The 16051-nt window shown below is 71.0% G+C and carries 18 protein-coding genes; 14 read left to right on the top strand and 4 right to left on the bottom strand.

The window, feature by feature from the left end:
* Window positions 1-55 precede the first annotated feature (55 nt).
* Together AB0L56_RS05280 and AB0L56_RS05275 are read right to left on the bottom strand one after the other, a co-directional pair.
* Complete coding sequence (locus AB0L56_RS05280; RefSeq protein ID WP_365419194.1) at window positions 56-757, bottom strand: GntR family transcriptional regulator; 702 nt, start codon at window positions 755-757, stop codon at window positions 56-58.
* Window positions 758-916: 159 nt separating this feature from the next.
* A complete protein-coding gene (locus tag AB0L56_RS05275; protein WP_365419192.1) occupies window positions 917-2272 on the bottom strand; it encodes an aspartate aminotransferase family protein in 1356 nt (451 codons plus the stop codon).
* A gap of 184 nt (window positions 2273-2456) precedes the next feature.
* Between AB0L56_RS05275 and AB0L56_RS05270 the strand changes: the two genes are divergently transcribed.
* The 3 genes from AB0L56_RS05270 (at window position 2457) to AB0L56_RS05260 (ending at window position 5941) form a co-directional block, all read left to right on the top strand.
* The gene (locus tag AB0L56_RS05270; protein WP_365419189.1) at window positions 2457-3062 is read left to right on the top strand and encodes a type 1 glutamine amidotransferase family protein; all 606 of its coding nucleotides are present in this window, start codon (window positions 2457-2459) and stop codon (window positions 3060-3062) included.
* Window positions 3059-3529, top strand: a complete 471-nt coding sequence (locus tag AB0L56_RS05265; RefSeq protein ID WP_365419186.1) for a MarR family transcriptional regulator — start codon at window positions 3059-3061, stop codon at window positions 3527-3529. The genes AB0L56_RS05270 and AB0L56_RS05265 overlap by 4 nt, the downstream gene beginning before the upstream one ends.
* 105 nt (window positions 3530-3634) lie before the next feature.
* Window positions 3635-5941 carry a protein kinase gene (locus AB0L56_RS05260; protein ID WP_365419939.1) on the top strand — a complete coding sequence of 769 codons (2307 nt, stop codon included), beginning with the start codon at window positions 3635-3637 and terminating at the stop codon, window positions 5939-5941.
* Window positions 5942-6117: 176 nt separating this feature from the next.
* Here the strand turns inward: AB0L56_RS05260 and AB0L56_RS05255 are convergent, their stop codons facing one another.
* Window positions 6118-6864 (bottom strand): SLATT domain-containing protein, encoded by a 747-nt coding sequence (locus AB0L56_RS05255; RefSeq protein WP_365419184.1) that lies wholly within the window; start codon window positions 6862-6864, stop codon window positions 6118-6120.
* A gap of 307 nt (window positions 6865-7171) precedes the next feature.
* Here AB0L56_RS05255 and AB0L56_RS05250 point away from each other — a divergent pair, with 307 nt between their 5' ends.
* The 3 genes from AB0L56_RS05250 (at window position 7172) to AB0L56_RS05240 (ending at window position 8833) form a co-directional block, all read left to right on the top strand.
* Window positions 7172-7513 (top strand): YbaB/EbfC family nucleoid-associated protein, encoded by a 342-nt coding sequence (locus AB0L56_RS05250; protein WP_361036243.1) that lies wholly within the window; start codon window positions 7172-7174, stop codon window positions 7511-7513.
* 68 nt (window positions 7514-7581) lie between these two features.
* Window positions 7582-8181: a recombination mediator RecR gene (gene recR, locus AB0L56_RS05245; RefSeq protein ID WP_365419181.1), complete on the top strand. Its 600-nt coding sequence runs from the start codon at window positions 7582-7584 to the stop codon at window positions 8179-8181.
* On the top strand, window positions 8174-8833 hold the full coding sequence (locus tag AB0L56_RS05240) for a DUF5063 domain-containing protein (protein ID WP_361036240.1): 660 nt from the start codon (window positions 8174-8176) through the stop codon (window positions 8831-8833). The genes recR and AB0L56_RS05240 overlap by 8 nt, the downstream gene beginning before the upstream one ends.
* 22 nt (window positions 8834-8855) lie before the next feature.
* Here the strand turns inward: AB0L56_RS05240 and AB0L56_RS05235 are convergent, their stop codons facing one another.
* Window positions 8856-9260 carry a hypothetical protein gene (locus AB0L56_RS05235; protein ID WP_365419178.1) on the bottom strand — a complete coding sequence of 135 codons (405 nt, stop codon included), beginning with the start codon at window positions 9258-9260 and terminating at the stop codon, window positions 8856-8858.
* 84 nt (window positions 9261-9344) lie between these two features.
* On the opposite strand from AB0L56_RS05235, the gene AB0L56_RS05230 reads away from it, so the two are divergent.
* From AB0L56_RS05230 to AB0L56_RS05195, 8 genes are all read left to right on the top strand, one after another.
* Window positions 9345-9659: a helix-turn-helix transcriptional regulator gene (locus AB0L56_RS05230; RefSeq protein ID WP_365419176.1), complete on the top strand. Its 315-nt coding sequence runs from the start codon at window positions 9345-9347 to the stop codon at window positions 9657-9659.
* A gap of 12 nt (window positions 9660-9671) precedes the next feature.
* Window positions 9672-10154 (top strand): DUF5753 domain-containing protein, encoded by a 483-nt coding sequence (locus AB0L56_RS05225; RefSeq protein ID WP_365419936.1) that lies wholly within the window; start codon window positions 9672-9674, stop codon window positions 10152-10154.
* Window positions 10151-10396 (top strand): DUF397 domain-containing protein, encoded by a 246-nt coding sequence (locus AB0L56_RS05220; protein ID WP_361036230.1) that lies wholly within the window; start codon window positions 10151-10153, stop codon window positions 10394-10396. Before AB0L56_RS05225 ends, AB0L56_RS05220 begins: the two co-directional genes overlap by 4 nt.
* Before the next feature lie 285 nt (window positions 10397-10681).
* On the top strand, window positions 10682-11731 hold the full coding sequence (locus AB0L56_RS05215; protein ID WP_365419173.1) for a hypothetical protein: 1050 nt from the start codon (window positions 10682-10684) through the stop codon (window positions 11729-11731).
* A gap of 50 nt (window positions 11732-11781) precedes the next feature.
* Entirely contained in the window at window positions 11782-12360 is a 579-nt protein-coding gene (locus AB0L56_RS05210; protein ID WP_365419171.1) for a Uma2 family endonuclease, read from the top strand.
* 194 nt (window positions 12361-12554) lie between these two features.
* Window positions 12555-13832: an aspartate kinase gene (locus AB0L56_RS05205; protein WP_361036221.1), complete on the top strand. Its 1278-nt coding sequence runs from the start codon at window positions 12555-12557 to the stop codon at window positions 13830-13832.
* Window positions 13832-14914: an aspartate-semialdehyde dehydrogenase gene (locus AB0L56_RS05200; RefSeq protein ID WP_361036218.1), complete on the top strand. Its 1083-nt coding sequence runs from the start codon at window positions 13832-13834 to the stop codon at window positions 14912-14914. The genes AB0L56_RS05205 and AB0L56_RS05200 overlap by 1 nt, the downstream gene beginning before the upstream one ends.
* A 450-nt stretch (window positions 14915-15364) precedes the next feature.
* Window positions 15365-15964 (top strand): SigE family RNA polymerase sigma factor, encoded by a 600-nt coding sequence (locus tag AB0L56_RS05195; RefSeq protein ID WP_365419166.1) that lies wholly within the window; start codon window positions 15365-15367, stop codon window positions 15962-15964.
* Window positions 15965-16051 lie beyond the last annotated feature (87 nt).

Below are 16051 nucleotides of genomic sequence, written 5' to 3'. Positions count from 1 at the left end.
GGCGGCTCCCCCGGTGCGGAGCGTTGTGCAGGTCCCTTACCCATCCCACCGGCCGTCAGGCCCTCGACGAGGCCTCGACGAGGGAGAGCGAGTGCGCGTTGTACGCCTCGACGATCGCGCGGGCGGAATCGGTGTCACGGCGCACCAGCGCATCGACCAGATCGGTGTGTTGGGACCATAGCCGCCCCCGCAGATCGGGAAGCCCCCGCAGCTGCTGCACCGCGTACACCCACCCCTGGACGCGGAGCCGGTGCAGAAAGTCGGTGAGATAGGGGTTGCCGAACACGGACGCCAGTTCGCGCCAGAAGCGCAGGTCGTAGCCGATGAGCACGGTGACCTCGCCGGCGAGGGCGGCACGCTGGGCCTCCTCGCCGCGTCTGCGCACCCCCGCGAGGGCGGCGGCGACCCGGGGCTCGTCCGGCCGGAGCTGGGGAAGGCGGCCCTCGGTCAGCGCCTGGAACATGCCGTCGATCACCAGACTGCGGGCCTCGACGATGCCGCGGAAGTCGTCGGCGGAGTACTCGTGCACGCGGAAGCCCCGGTGCTGATCGGCGTCGAGCAGCCCTTGCGCCGACAGGTCGACCAGGGCCTCCCGCACAGGGGTCGCGGAGACGCCGTACTGATCGGCGATCTCCTTGACGGTGAACTCCTGCCCGGGCTGGAGCCGCCCGCCCAGCACCTCGTCACGGAGCGCGTCCGCGATCTGCTGCCGCAAGGTGCTGCGGGTCACGGCACCAGTGCCGCTGCTGCCGGGCATGTTCGGGGCGTCTCCCTCTGCGCGTTCGAGTGCCGTGCACGTATGTCTGCGGCACGCCACCTTACGCGGTCGGGTGGAGAGGCGGGACGTTCGAACGGGCGCGAGGAGAAGGCCGCCTCGCGCCCGTTCCGGCCGGGTCACGCCGACCCGCCCACACGGTTACTCCACGTAGCCGTCCGCCACCGTGAGGGCCGCGTCCAGCACCGCCAGCCCTTCCTTCAGCTCCGACTCGCTCGCGTTGCACGGCGGCACCACATGGGTGCGGTTCATGTTCACGAACGGCCAGATGCCGCCCTCCTTCGCGGCGGCGGCGAAGGCGGCCATCGGGGCGTTCGCCTCACCGGCCGCGTTGTACGGCACCAGCGGCTCCCGGGTCTCCCGGTTCCGCACCAGCTCCAGCGCCCAGAACATGCCGACGCCGCGGACCTCGCCCACGCAGGGGTGCCGCTCGGCCAGCTCCCGCAGTCCGGGTCCGACGACCGAGGCGCCGAGGGAGGCCGCGTTCTCCACGACGCCCTCCTCCGCCATGACGTTGATGGTCGCCACGGCGGCGGCGCAGGCCAGTGGGTGTCCCGAGTAGGTCAGCCCGCCCGGGTAGGGCCGCTTGGCGAAGGTCTCGGCGATGGCTCCGTTGATGGCGACGCCGCCCAGCGGCACATAGCCGGAGTTCACGCCCTTCGCGAAGGTCATCAGGTCCGGCACGACGTCGTACAGGTCCGCCGCGAACCACTTCCCGGTCCGCCCGAACCCGGCCATGACCTCGTCGAGCACCAGGACGATGCCGTACTTGTCGCACAGCTCGCGGACACCGGCCAGGTAGCCGGCGGGCGGCAGCATGATGCCGGCCGTTCCCGGGATGGTCTCCAGGATGATCGCGGCGATCGTCGAGGGCCCCTCGAAGGCGATCGTCGTCTCCAGGTGCTCCAGCGCCCGCGCGCACTCCTGCTCCTCGGTCTCGGCGTAGAAGCGCGAGCGGTACAGGAAGGGCGCCCAGAAGTGCACGACCCCGGCCGTGCCGCTGTCGGAGGCCCAGCGGCGGGGGTCGCCGGTGACGTTCACGGCCTGCTGGGTGCCGCCGTGGTACGAGCGGTAGGCGGAGAGCACCTTGGGGCGCCCGGTGTGCAGCCGCGCCATGCGCAGGGCGTGCTCGACGGCGTCGGCGCCGCCGTTGGTGAAGAAGATCTTGTCCAGGTCGCCCGGGGTCCGCTCGGCGATCAGCCGGGCCGCCTCCGAGCGCGCCTCGACGGCGAACGCGGGCGCGAACGTCGTCATCCGGGCCGCCTGCTCCTGGATCGCGGCGACGACCTTCGGGTGCTGGTAGCCGATGTTCGTGTAGACGAGTCCGCTGGCGAAGTCGAGATAGCGTCTGCCGTCGTAGTCCCAGAAGTACGACCCCTCCGCCCCGGCGACGGCGAGCGGGTCGATGAGCTCCTGCGCGGACCAGGAGTGGAACACATGCGCACGGTCGGCGGCCTTGACGGCGGCGCCGGCCTCGGGGTTCGGCTGAGGGGTCATGCCGCAGAGGGTAGGCGGGGGCGGCGGGTCCGCGACATCGGCGGCCTGTCTGTGGTCGGGGGGTTTCCGCGACATGTTGTCGACGGCCGCGGGGAGGCGATGGACAGCTCGCTGTCGTAATGACAGACTGCTGTCATATTCAGAGGCCCGGCACCCGGCACTCGCCACCGACAAGGGAGCGGTCATGACCCGCAAACCCGTGCACCTCGCCCTCTACGACACCTACGCCGACTGGGAGACCGGTCACACCACCGCACACCTCGCGCGCGCCGGCTACCAGGTGCGCACCGTCACCCCGTCCGGAGAGCCCGTCACCAGCGCCGGCGGACTGCGGGTGCTGTCCGACCTGGCGCTCGGCGAGCTGCGCCCCGAGGACAGCTCGCTGCTGATCCTCACCGGCGCCGCCCGCTGGGACGAGGGCGACGACCTCGCCCCCTTCGCCCGCACCGCCCGCGCCTTCCTCGACGCCGGTGTGCCCGTCGCCGCGATCTGCGGGGCCACCGCCGGGCTCGCCCGGGAAGGACTGCTCGACGACCGGGCGCACACCAGCGGCGCCGCCCCCTACCTCGCCATGACCGGATACGCGGGCGCCGGGCGGTACGTCGAGGCCGACGCCGTCACCGACGGCGGACTCGTCACCGCGGGACCCACCGAGCCCGTCGCCTTCGCCCGTGAGGTCTTCCGGCTGCTCGGCGCCTACGACGACACTGTGGCCGACGCCTGGTACCGGCTGTTCCACGACTCGGACCCGGAGGCGTACGCCGTGTACGAGGAGGCGCTGAGCCGGTGAGCCGTGAACGGCAGGACCTGCTCAGCCGGGGCGCGCTCGGCGCCTTCCGGCTGAACGGCCAGTTCCTCGCGGTCGCCGAGCAGCTGGCCCGCCCCGCCGGGATCACCGCCGCCTGGTGGCAGGTGCTCGGCGCGGTCCTCGACGAGCCGCTGCCGGTCTCCGGGATCGCCAGGGCGATGGGCATCACCCGGCAGAGCGTGCAGCGCGTCGCCGACCTGCTGGTGCGGCGCGGACTCGCCGAGTACCGGCCCAACCCCGCCCACCGCCGCGCCAAACTCCTCGCGCCCACCGAGGAGGGCCGCGCCGCGATCCGCCGTATCGACCCCGGTCACGCGGCCTTCGCGGAACGGCTCGCCCAGGCGTACGAGACGACGTACGGGGAGGAGGAACTCGCCCACGCGGTGACGGCGCTGGAACGGCTGTCCCAGGTGCTGGACGCCCTCGGCCCGCCTGTTACGGAACCGTAGACAACGCCCCTGCTCCCGGGCACCGGCCCGCCACTATCCTCGATCTGTTGCTCACTGCATGGGGGAGGCGGCGCAGCGATGGACAAGCTCGGGGCCGGGGATCCGATGGAGGTCCCCCCAGGCGTTCAGCTCTCGGGGAGCGTCGGGGCGTACCGGCTGCTGGCGCGGCTCGGTGGCGGCGGCATGGGGCAGGTCTACCTCGCGCGGTCCGACCGGGGGCGCACGGTCGCCGTGAAACTGGTCCGCGCGGAGCTGGCCCGGCAGGAGGAGTTCCGGGCACGCTTCCGCCAGGAGGTGCGGGCGGCCCGGCAGGTCGGCGGCGACTGGACGGCGCCCGTGCTGGACGCGGACACCGAGGCGCCCGTGCCCTGGGTGGCCACCGGGTATGTCGCCGGGCCCAGCCTCCAGCAGGTGGTCGGGCACGATCACGGGGCACTGCCCGAGCGTTCGGTGCGCATCCTCGGCGCCGGTCTCGCGCACGCCCTGAAGGACATCCACGCCGCCGGGATGGTCCACCGCGACCTCAAGCCGTCCAACGTGCTCGTCACCATCGACGGTCCGCGGGTCATCGACTTCGGGATCGCGCGGGCGCTGGAGACGGTGACCGACGGCGGGCTCACCCGCACCGGTGCGCTCGTCGGTTCGCCCGGCTTCATGGCCCCGGAGCAGGTGCGCGGTGACCGCATCACACCCGCCTGCGACGTGTTCTGCCTCGGCTCGGTGCTCGCGTACGCCGCGACCGGCGCGCTTCCGTTCGGCACCGCCAACAGCGGGGTGCACGCCCTGATGTTCCGCATCGCCCAGGAGGAACCCGACCTGGAGCGGGTGCCCGAGGGACTCGCCGAGCTCGTCCGCGACTGTCTGCGCAAGGACCCGGCCGCGCGGCCGACCCTGGACCAGGTGCTGCAACGCACCGGCGCGGAGGACACCGTCGCCGACGGCCGCTCCCGCGATCCCTGGCTCCCAAGCGCCCTGGTAGCCCAGCTCGGCCGCCATGCCGTACGCCTGCTGGACGCGGAGGACCCGGAGATGCCGGAGCCGGGGGCGAGCGGGCAGCAAGGGGCGGTTGGCGCACCGGGGGCGTACGGGCCGGGCGGTGCTGCTGCGGCGCCCGGCGCCGGGCAGCGGGGTGTTCCTGCCGGACCGGGTGCGGGGCAGCCGGGTGTTCCTGCCGGACCGGCGGCCGGGCAGCCGGGTGCGGCTGTTCCGGGTCTGCCGGCGGGATGGCAGCCGGGCGGTGATTCTGCCCCGCCTGCCGACGGGCAGCCAGGCGGTGGTTCTGCGGCGCCCGCCGACGGGCAGTCGGGCGCGGCTGGGCCGTCCGGTTCTGGCCCCGGCGCCGGGCAGCCGGCGGCGCCCGTTGCGCGGCATGAGGGGCCGCCGGTGCCGGAGAAGTCCGATGCCGGGCAGCCGGCAGCACCACCCGGGGCACCGCCTGCGGGGCAGCCAGGTGGCGTGCCCGCGGGGCAGCCCGGTGTGCCCAGGCCGTCCGGGGACGGTCCCGGCGCCGGAGCGGACCGCACCGGGGAACCCGGAGCGGAGTTGCCGGGCGGCACCCCGGAGCACGCCCGCGCCGCCGACGACTCTGCCACGCCTCCCACACCCGCCCACGCCCCACCGCCGCCGGGACAGCCGGGCGTGAACCACCTCCCCACCCTGGTCGCCGGCCAGAACCTCCCCACCCCGCCCCCCGGCCCCACCCCCGGCGGCGGGTACGGCCATGCCCAGCAGCACCCCCAGCCCCCCGCGTACGGCTACCCGTACCACGGCTACGGCGCGGGCCAGACCCCGCCGTACGGCCCACCGCCGTTCGGACCGGCGTCCGAGCCGCGCAGGGATGGCCGGTCCACCGCGCTGCTCGTCGTGATCGCGCTGGTCGTCGCCCTCGCCGCGGGCGGCACCGTGTACGCGCTGATGAGCGGCGACGACGGCGACCGGCGGGCCAGCGGCGACCCCTCGTCCTCCTCCTCGCAGAGCGGCGCGCCCCAGAACACGGGGCCGAGCATGCCCGACACCGGGCAGCCGGACGACACCCGGCCACCGAGCACCTCCGCACCGGCGGACGGGACCGTCCCCACGGAGTTCCTGGGCAGCTGGTCCACCACGATCGACAACGCGAGCGGGCAGCACAGCCGCCGGCTGACCCTCCAGCAGGGCGAGGTCGGCGACACGGTGCTGTCCCTCGTCGCCGACGGGCCCACCGGAAACGGCACCTACCACTGCGTCTTCGAGGCCCGGCTCACCGGCAGCTCCGGCGGCCGGCTGGACATCGGCCCGTCCTCTGTCACGGTCGGCCAGCCGCGCAGCGCCTGCACCCCGGGTTCCGCGAGCCAGATCACCCTGCTCCCCGACGGCTCCCTGAACCGCGTGAACACCGGCAACGGCGAACAGCTCACCTACACCCGCGACTGACGGGACCTGAGTAGCGTCCGGTATGGCCGGGGCCTGTCCGGCGGATCATCCGTGGCGTTGTCGTCGGTCGCCGACGCTGCACTCCCTCTCCGCCTTGCAGCCGGACGCACCAGACCCCGCGCACCTGGGTTGCACGGCGTCCCCCCTTTTCCCCGACTCGATCCGCCGGACAGGCCCTACCGGGGCTCGGGCGGGCGCTGCCTCGGCATGTTCGGGCGTGCCGGTGCCGGCGGGGACTGGAAGCGGCCGTGCGGTACGGAGCTCTCCGGGCGCCCCGCGCCCGTCAGCGCCGTCTGGACGCCCAGCGGCGCACCGCCGCTGCGGAACTCCACCATCCAGTCCGCCGTCTCGACGCGCACCAGCTCCGTCACGTCGTCCGAGAAGCGCCGCAGCACCGACAGACACCGCTCGGCCGCCTCACTCGCCGTGCCCTCCGTGGGGCCCAGCACCTCGCGGATGCACTCCGACGCCCAGTCGAACTGGAACGTCCGCAACCGCCGGTGCACGGCCTGCGCTGTCGCCACGTCCCGCATCCAGCCGGACGTCATTCCGAAGAACCGGTCCCCGGCGACGCACGCCACCGCGAGCAGCAGCGCCAGATACCCCCAGGGCGCGGCACCGTCGGCCGCCCCGGTCAGATCGAGCAGCGGCAGCGCGGCCCCGGTCAGCGCGCCCGCCGCGGTCCCGGCCCGCAGCGCCCACGCGCACCGCCGTTTCCACGCGCGGTCCTCGAGATACCAGGCGGCGGTCTCCAGCGCGCCGCGCTCCACCCACCGGTACAGCTCGTCCAGCCGGGCCGCCGGTTCGCCCCAGTCCCCGAGCGGGAACTCCCGCCCGGTCGGATCGCCCGGCCGCAGTGCGGCCGCCCCCTCGCCCCGCCGGTCCTGAGGCCGACCCTCGGGCTGCATCTCCGGCTGACCCACCCGGCATCTCCCTACTGAGCTGACCCCTGCTGACCCCTGCCGACCCTGACCACTACGCTCCGTGCCTATGCTGTGACACATCGTGTCCGCCGCGTCGACCCTTCCTACCGCCCAATGGGTGGCCGCGTCGGGGGTTCGGGTCTTCTTTCCCCCGGAAGAAGGCCGTGATCAGGTATAGGGCCCCCAGCCGGACTCACCCGAAAGAGTGCTGGGGCGACGGCTGTCCGGACCACGTAGGCTCGTGCCGAACGGCAAAACCATGAGAATCCCCGAAGCACGGACCGACGGACCGACAAGGAGCTCAATCGTGATCCCCGGTGGTGGTCAGCCCAATATGCAGCAGCTGCTCCAGCAGGCCCAGAAGATGCAGCAGGACCTGGCCAAGGCGCAGGAGGAACTGGCGCGCACGGAGGTCGACGGCCAGGCGGGCGGCGGTCTGGTGAAGGCCACCGTCACCGGCTCCGGCGAACTGCGGGCGCTGAAGATCGACCCGAAGGCGGTGGACCCGGAGGACACCGACACCCTCGCGGACCTGGTCGTCGCGGCGGTCCAGGCGGCGAACGAGAACGCCCAGGCGCTGCAGCAGCAGAAGCTCGGCCCGCTGGCCCAGGGGCTGGGCGGTGGCGGTATCCCCGGTCTCCCCTTCTGACCTTTCTAAGACGGCCCGCGGGCCTCTACGGTACGTACTGAAGACACATCAGGAAGGACGGCAGTCCGTTGTACGAAGGCGTGGTCCAGGACCTCATCGACGAGCTGGGGCGGCTGCCCGGCGTCGGGCCCAAGAGCGCGCAGCGGATCGCCTTCCACATCCTGCAGGCGGAACCGACGGACGTGCGGCGCCTCGCGCACGCGCTGATGGAGGTCAAGGCGAAGGTCCGCTTCTGCGCGACCTGCGGGAACGTCGCGCAGGAGGAGCAGTGCAACATCTGCCGCGACACCCGCCGCGACCCGGCCCTCATCTGCGTCGTGGAGGAACCGAAGGACGTCGTGGCCATCGAGCGCACCCGTGAGTTCCGCGGCCGCTACCACGTCCTCGGCGGCGCGATCAGCCCGATCGACGGGGTGGGCCCCGACGATCTGCGCATACGGGAACTCCTGGCCCGCCTGGCCGACGGCACGGTCACGGAGCTCATCCTGGCCACGGACCCGAATCTCGAGGGCGAGGCCACGGCGACGTACCTCGCCCGCATGATCAAGCCCATGGGCCTGAAGGTCACCCGCCTGGCCAGCGGCCTCCCGGTGGGCGGCGACCTGGAATACGCGGACGAGGTGACCCTCGGTCGCGCCTTCGAGGGGAGACGACTCCTAGATGTCTGACGCCACGCTGCACGCGACGCACCAGAACCCGGACGACTTCGCGGTCCAGATCGCCGACCAGATCGAGAGCTTCCTGGTCGCCGTCACGGAGGTCGCGAAGGGCGACGAGCCGGACTCGGCGATCCCCTTCCTGCTCCTGGAGGTCTCGCAGCTCCTTCTGGCCGGCGGCCGCCTGGGCGCGCACGAGGACATGGTTCCCGACGAGCGCTACGAGCCCGACCCGGGCCCCGAGCCCGACGTGGACCAGCTCCGCGAGAACCTCGCCCGCCTGCTGGAGCCGATCGACGTCTACTCCGAGGTCTTCGACCCGTACGAGCCCCGCAAGGCGCCCGTCCCGGCCCGCATCTCCGACGACCTCACCGATGTGATCACCGACCTCCGCCACGGCATGGCCCACTACCGCGCCGGCCGCACGTCGGAGGCCCTGTGGTGGTGGCAGTTCTCCTACTTCTCCAACTGGGGCTCCACCGCGTCCGCGACCCTGCGCGCACTGCAGTCGGTGGTCGCCCACGTCCGCCTCAACCAGCCCCTCGCCGAACTCGACGGCCTCGACACCGACCAGGACATGGGCGACGACACCCTGGAAGTCGAGGCGGGCAAGGTCATGGCGGAGGAGCTGGGGGAATCGCTGGGGGCACGACCCGGTCGATGAGGGCAACTGAGACCGACGAGGATCAATCCCGCACTACGGCCGTGTGCAGCGCCACCGCATCCACGTGCGGTGCGGTTAGCGTGGGCGCGCTGTACCAGCGCAGGGGCCAGGTGTTGCCGTCCAGCGCGGGGATGCCGATGTAGGTGACCGTGCGGTCGCCCCGGCCGGCGAGTTGCTGCACCCCAGGTGGCCAGTCGTACCGCCGTGCGGCTCCCGTCGGGAGCAGGAAGTACACCCAGCGGCCCCGGGCACGCGACGCCTCGCACACGATCGGCCCCGCGTCCTCGTCCGTCGCCCCGATCAGATGGTCGGCCACCAGCTCGCCGTGCAGGCCCTCGATCCGTACGGCGTCGAAGTGCACCCCGGTGACGTGGAGTTGGTGGCCGGAGAGGGGCACCCACCCGGGTCGGTGATTTGCGCTCGTCATGGTCACACGATGGCGCCCGTGTCACTACGTTCAGTAGTGACCGTGTGGATACACGCCGTGGTGTATCAGTGGAGGTGCCTGCCCGTGTCCGGAAACAACAACTCCCAGCCGCCCGTCGCCTGGCGCTACAGCGGCAACCAGATGAAGCGCCGGCGCACGAAGGCGAACATCAGCCGCGAGCAGCTCGCCGAAGCCGCCAACTACTCCCCGGACACCATCAAGTCGATGGAGCAGGGGGTACGGATGCCGACGCCGCGCGTCCTCGATGTGGCCGATGAGCTGTGCCGTGCCGAGGCGTTGTTGAGCGCGGCGAAGGAGTATGTGAGCAGGGAGCGGTACTCCGCGCGGGCGGTGGACTTCATTGAGCGGGAGCGGGAGGCGACGAGTCTCTGGTCGTAGGGGGTCGCGTTGGTGCCGGGTCTGTTGCAGACCCGGGCGTACCCTCGGGCGCTCATTGACAACCGCATTCCGCCGCTGGACGAGGAAACGGTGGGGGAGCGGGTGGCAGCTCGGATGGAGCGGCAGGCCATCCTCACGGACCGCAAGCCGCCCGTCGGGTTGAGCTTCGTTCTCTATGAGGCCGCACTGCGCAGCCCGTTGGCGGACAGGGAGCAACTGCGGCGGTTGCTGGAGGTTTCTCGGCTGCGCCATGTCGCGTTGCAGGTGCTGCCGTTCGATCGGGCGTTCAGTGACGCGCTGATGGGGCCCATGGTCCTGGTCGAGGGTCCTGATCATGAACGATTTGCCTTCATGGAAGGCGCGTTCGCCAGCGAGCTTTCGGCCGATCCTGGGGTTGTGAGCCGCGTGACCGAGCGGCTTAGCATGATCCGTACGCAGGCCCTCGACCCCGACGAGTCGGCCCGTCTCATCGAGCGGATGGTGAATCAGCCGTGAGCGATCAGCTGAAGTGGTTCAAGTCCAGCTACAGCGACAACGAGGGCGGCGACTGCGTCGAGGTCGCTGTGGCGTGGTTCAAGTCGAGCTACAGCGACGACGAGGGCGGCGACTGTGTCGAGGTCGCTGTGGACGGTGCCGTCCACGTCCGTGACTCCAAGACCGTCCCCTCGGGAGCCGAGCTCCGCATCGCGCCGTCCGCCTGGGCGGCGTTCGTTTCCGCAGTTCAGCCCGGAGCTTGAGCCCCGGGACCCGAGCTCTTCCCCTGGGTTGTCTGGTTTGGTTGAAATACCCAACCAACCAAGTCTGAACGTGAGTTGAGTTGGCGTACCTCGAATGGGTGACGTTCCGTGATCGGCTTGCTTCGCTGTGTAAAGCGGCTTTAGGTTCGCGGCAAACGACCAGCACATGAGTCGGCCCCGGCGGTGCGCCAACACCACTCCGGGGCCTGACCTACGGATCGAATCGAGGCTTCGACCGTGGCTTACGCCCACCCTAGTCCCGCCCTGCCGTCTCCGTCCCACCCGATGGCCAATTCGGGGTACGGAAAGCGCCCCGTAGGTGACGAAGACCCGCACGCGGACGCGGACTTCGCACATCTGCTCCCGCGGGACGCCGAGGTCGCCGTCTTCATCGACCACCTCGACACCGGCCACGCAATGGGCCACAAAGTGCTTGCGGCCGAGCACCCGCGCTACGGCCAGCAGGCGATGCGTACCTCGCTGAACCGGATCACCGAGGCCGGCCACCTGCGCTGGATCAAGGAGCACATCACCGTCGAGGACGGCACCATGCGGTGGGTCACGCGCACCTACTGGTCGCGTACCCGGCGGTCGGCGGAGTGGTGGGCGCGGTTCGCGCGGGAGCGCCACGGCAAGGACGTGACCCGGGACCACCAGTCGGGCCTGGCCCGGGTCGAGGAGCAGCCGGCCGCCGTGGAGCCGTCCGCCCAGCAACCCGCCGTACCGGACGCGCCCGAGCCCGAGCCGGACGCGCCCGAGTCCGAGCCGGAGAGCGCCGCGTACCGCATCCTCACCGGCCTGCGTGCCGCCGATCCCCGTATGCCGCTCAGCGACAGTGACTGCCGTTCACTCGCGCCGCTTGCCGACGAGTGGCTGTCGCGCGGGGCGACCCCCAAGGACCTCATCCGGGCCCTCACCGAAGGGCTGCCACCCACTGTCAGCAACCCGGGCGGTCTCGCCCGTCGACGACTGGAGTCGAAGATGCCTCCGCAGAAGAGGGAACCGCGCGCGAAGGTCACCCGCGCGATCATGGCCTGTGCCACCTGTGACCAGGACGAACGCACGGTGGAGATCGACCGCGGCATCTGCGTGGACTGCCGCAGGGAGGACGAGGCCAATCCCATGTCGGACGAGGACATCATCAAGGGCTTCGAGGAGATCGCCCACCTCGGCACCGCGTCGGCGTACTTCCTGAGGAAGAAGCTGGAGCGGAGCACGGGTGGCCCCGTGCCCGACACGTTCCGCCCCGTGCCCATCGAGGACCGCGTCTTCTACCACTACCGCGACAACCGCGACCGCATCGCGAACGGCATTCCGCCGAGGCGCTGGAAGTGAGCGTGCAGGAGATGCCGGTCGGGGCACCATGGTGTCGAGGAGGCGACGCCATGACCCCCACCACCGAACACCGGCCGCAGATGTCCGTCGAGGAGTTCGAGGAGCTCGAACGCCATGCCCCGGAGACCGTGCGGCTGGAGTTCATCAACGGGAAGGTCCAGGTCAAGGCAGTGACCGACGGCAACCACGACCAGATCGTGGCCTGGTTGCAGAGGCTGTGCATGCAGCACCGTCCAGAACTGTGGCTCTACGCCGAGCGTGGCATGAAGGTGGAGGCCTACCGGAGGGGGAGGGCTCGCCCCGACGGCGTACTGGCTCCCTTCGGCTTCGCCAAGGGACACGGGGACTGGTCGGAGGCGGAGGGCGTGCTCATGACCGTGGAGGTCACCTCTCATGACGCCGACACCCACCAGCGTGACCGCGTGGAGAAGCCCGGTGGGTACGCGGCTGCCGGCATCCCCGTTTGTCTCCTCGTCGACCGGGAGGACCGCACCGTCACCGTCTTCTCCGATCCTGAGGACGGCCGTTACCGTTTGCAGGTGAACAAGCCGTTCGGCGCCGTGATCGACCTTCCCGACCCTGTGAACATCACCCTCGACACCGAGCCCCTCGAGGACCTCGCCACGTGAGTTCACTGTGACGCGGGGCACTTTTCCGAGTGGGTCGGGGTGGGATGGGCATGAGCCTCCCTGCAAGAGCGCCGGGGAGTCTCACCATGCGATATCGCGGAGGGGTTTTTCGGACGCTCGATAGACTGAGCCGACCGCAGCAGACACATATGTGTGCAGACTGTGGAAAACGACGGACTGAGCGAGGAGCGCACGTGGGCCTTGTCGTGCAGAAGTACGGAGGCTCCTCCGTAGCCGATGCCGAGGGCATCAAGCGCGTCGCCAAGAGGATCGTGGAAGCCAAGAAGAACGGCCACCAGGTGGTCGCCGTGGTTTCCGCGATGGGCGACACGACGGACGAGCTGATCGATCTCGCCGAGCAGGTTTCCCCCATCCCTGCCGGGCGCGAGCTCGACATGCTGCTGACCGCCGGAGAGCGGATCTCCATGGCCCTGCTGGCCATGGCGATCAAAAACCTGGGCCACAACGCCCAGAGCTTCACCGGCAGCCAGGCAGGTGTCATCACCGACTCGGTCCACAACAAAGCCCGCATCATCGATGTCACGCCGGGCCGGATCAAGGCCTCGGTGGACGAGGGCAACATCGCCATCGTCGCCGGTTTCCAGGGCGTCAGCCAGGACACCAAGGACATCACCACGCTCGGCCGCGGCGGCTCCGACACCACCGCCGTCGCCCTCGCCGCCGCGCTCGAGGCCGAGGTGTGCGAGATCTACACGGACGTCGACGGTGTGTTCACCGCCGACCCGCGCGTGGTGAGCAAGGCCCGGAAGATCGACTGGATCGCGTTCGAGGACATGCTCGAGCTCGCGGCCTCCGGGTCCAAGGTGCTGCTCCACCGCTGTGTGGAGTACGCCCGCCGGTACAACATCCCGATCCACGTCCGCTCGTCCTTCAGCGGACTGCGGGGCACGTGGGTCAGCAGCGAGCCGATGAAGCAAGGGGACAAGCAGGTGGAGCAGGCTCTCATCTCCGGTGTCGCGCACGACACCTCCGAGGCCAAGGTCACGGTCGTCGGTGTGCCGGACAAGCCCGGCGAGGCGGCCTCGATCTTCCGCACGATCGCCGACGCCGAGATCAACATCGACATGGTCGTGCAGAACGTGTCCGCCGCCTCCACGGGTCTGACGGACATCTCCTTCACGCTGCCCAAGACCGAGGGCCGCAAGGCCATCGACGCGCTGGAGAAGAACAAGGGCGCCATCGGCTTCGACTCCCTGCGCTACGACGACCAGATCGGCAAGATCTCCCTGGTCGGCGCGGGCATGAAGACCAACCCCGGCGTCACCGCCGACTTCTTCACCGCGCTCAGCGACGCCGGCGTGAACATCGAGCTGATCTCGACCTCCGAGATCCGCATCTCGGTCGTCACGCGCAAGGACGACGTGCCCGAGGCCGTCCGTGCCGTGCACTCCGCCTTCGGCCTGGACTCCGACAGCGACGAGGCCGTGGTCTACGGAGGCACCGGCCGCTGATGGCCGAGACAGCGCAACCCGGACGTTGCGGACGTTCCGGTCGGCCGACGCTCGCGGTCGTGGGAGCGACCGGGGCCGTCGGCACGGTCATGCTCCAGATCCTGTCCCAGCGGGCGGACGTCTGGGGCGAGATCAGACTCATCGCCTCCCCGCGCTCGGCCGGCCGCAAGCTGGCCGTGCGCGGCGAGGAGGTGGAGGTCGTCGCGCTCACCGAGGAGGCCTTCGACGGGGTGGACGTCGCGATGTTCGACGTGCCCGACGAGGTCGCCGAGCGGTGGGCGCCGGTCGCCGCCGCGCGGGGCGCGGTGGTGGTGGACAACTCCGGGGCGTTCCGCATGGACCCGGACGTGCCGCTCGTCGTCCCCGAGGTCAACCCGCACGCGGTACGGCGTCGTCCGCGCGGGATCGTCGCCAACCCGAACTGCACCACCCTGTCGATGATCGTCGCGCTGGGCGCGCTGCACGCCGAGTTCGGGCTGCGCGAGCTGGTCGTCTCGTCGTACCAGGCGGTCAGTGGCGCAGGCCACGCGGGCGTGCGCACGCTGCGCGAGCAGCTGTCCCTGGTCGCCGGCACGGAGCTGGGGACGAACCCTGGCGACGTGCGGCGGGCCGTGGGGGACAACACCGGGCCGTTCCCGGAGCCGGTCGCGCTGAACGTCGTACCGTGGGCCGGGTCGCTGCGCGAGGACGGCTGGTCGTCCGAGGAGATGAAGGTCCGGGACGAGTCCCGCAAGATCCTGGGCCTGCCCACGCTGCCCGTGGCGGTCACCTGTGTCCGCGTCCCCGTCGTCACCACGCACTCCCTCACCGTGCACGCCCGCTTCGAGGGCGAGGTCACCGTCGACAAGGCGCGCGAGATCCTCGCCACCGCCCCCGGCGTGGTCCTGTTCGACAACCCGGCCGCCGGGGAGTTCCCCACCCCCGCCGATGTCGTCGGCACCGATCCGACCTGGGTCGGACGGGTACGGCGGGCCCTGGACGACCCCACGGCGCTGGAGCTCTTCGTGTGCGGGGACAACCTGCGCAAGGGGGCCGCGCTCAACACCGCGCAGATCGCCGAACTCGTGGTCGTTGAACAGTAAAAAGTTCTGGATCACACAGGATTCGTTTGTAGGATCTGTGTAAGTCTTGCGCGCCGGGGATTGCACGAGGACTGCACGAGGACTGCACGAGGATTCACCTCCCCGCCCTCCGCAACCAAACGGAGGGCGGGGAGCGTCTTTGCGGTCACCCTTTCCGGTGCGTGGGGACGCTGCCTTTCGGACGTGGGGACGTCTGAAACCGGGCGTGGGGACGCCCGTTCATATGGGACACAGGGGAAGAGCGGGACGCATGAGGGCATGGGAAGTGCTGTCGGTGGTGCTGCCTGACGCGGGCGGGCGGCGGGCGGCACCGGTCGCCGCAAAAGTGACGCCCGGCACGTACAACCGTTACGGGGGGAAGCGTGTCCAACTGACGTGGCTGAGGTACTCGACTTCACAGCGCCGCGTGGCACGGCCCTCCGGCCGCCACGCCAGGCACTCCGACCCCGCATGCCCGGCGCGTCCGGCGGCGGCATGCCGGTGATCGCCCCCATGCCCGCAGCGCGCCCCGCCCGCATACCCGGTCAGCGTGACGGCGCGGACGACGCTGTCGCTGCCGGCACCACCGTCGACCACCTCACCGAGACCTACCGCGCGCACTACCGCTCGCTGCTGGGACTGGCGGCGCTCCTCCTCGACGACACCGCCTCCTGCGAGGACGTCGTCCAGGAGGCGTTCATCCGCGTCCACTCCGCCCGCAAACGCGTCCGTGACCCGGAGAAGACCCTGGCCTATCTGCGCCAGACGGTCGTGAACCTGTCCCGTTCCGCGCTGCGCCGCCGCATCCTCGGCCTGAAGCTGCTTTCCAAGCCCATGCCCAACATGGCCAGCGCGGAGGAGGGCGCCTACGACCAGTTGGAGCGCGACTCCCTGATCAAGGCGATGAAGGGGCTCCAGCGCCGTCAGCGCGAGGTGCTGGTGCTGCGTTACTTCGCGGACATGACCGAGGCGCAGGTCGCCGCGACGCTCGGCATCTCGCTGGGCTCGGTGAAGGCGTACGGCTCGCGCGGTATCGCGGCCCTGCGGCTGGCCATGGGGGCCGCGGCATGAGCGACGGCAGGGACGCGCGGCCGGGGGAGCGTGAGCCGGAGGGCTCGCACGCCTCCGACGCGGCGGCGGTGTCCGAGGGGGCGTCTG

Origin of the sequence: Streptomyces sp. NPDC052079 (assembly GCF_040680275.1) — a bacterium.
In the GTDB taxonomy this organism is placed as follows: domain Bacteria; phylum Actinomycetota; class Actinomycetes; order Streptomycetales; family Streptomycetaceae; genus Streptomyces.
This window is presented reverse-complemented; position numbering and strand designations above follow the sequence as displayed.

Excerpts from the sequence above, each read along its gene's own strand:
- AB0L56_RS05280 (WP_365419194.1), bottom strand. The coding sequence starts at position 757 with ATGCCCGGCAGCAGCGGCACTGGTGCCGTGACCCGCAGCACCTTGCGG.
- AB0L56_RS05275 (WP_365419192.1), bottom strand. The coding sequence starts at position 2,272 with ATGACCCCTCAGCCGAACCCCGAGGCCGGCGCCGCCGTCAAGGCCGCC.
- AB0L56_RS05270 (WP_365419189.1), top strand. The coding sequence starts at position 2,457 with ATGACCCGCAAACCCGTGCACCTCGCCCTCTACGACACCTACGCCGAC.
- AB0L56_RS05260 (WP_365419939.1), top strand. The coding sequence starts at position 3,635 with ATGGAGGTCCCCCCAGGCGTTCAGCTCTCGGGGAGCGTCGGGGCGTAC.
- AB0L56_RS05240 (WP_361036240.1), top strand. The coding sequence starts at position 8,174 with ATGTCTGACGCCACGCTGCACGCGACGCACCAGAACCCGGACGACTTC.
- AB0L56_RS05235 (WP_365419178.1), bottom strand. The coding sequence starts at position 9,260 with ATGACGAGCGCAAATCACCGACCCGGGTGGGTGCCCCTCTCCGGCCAC.
- AB0L56_RS05215 (WP_365419173.1), top strand. The coding sequence starts at position 10,682 with ATGGCCAATTCGGGGTACGGAAAGCGCCCCGTAGGTGACGAAGACCCG.
- AB0L56_RS05210 (WP_365419171.1), top strand. The coding sequence starts at position 11,782 with ATGACCCCCACCACCGAACACCGGCCGCAGATGTCCGTCGAGGAGTTC.
- AB0L56_RS05200 (WP_361036218.1), top strand. The coding sequence starts at position 13,832 with ATGGCCGAGACAGCGCAACCCGGACGTTGCGGACGTTCCGGTCGGCCG.
- AB0L56_RS05195 (WP_365419166.1), top strand. The coding sequence starts at position 15,365 with ATGCCCGGCGCGTCCGGCGGCGGCATGCCGGTGATCGCCCCCATGCCC.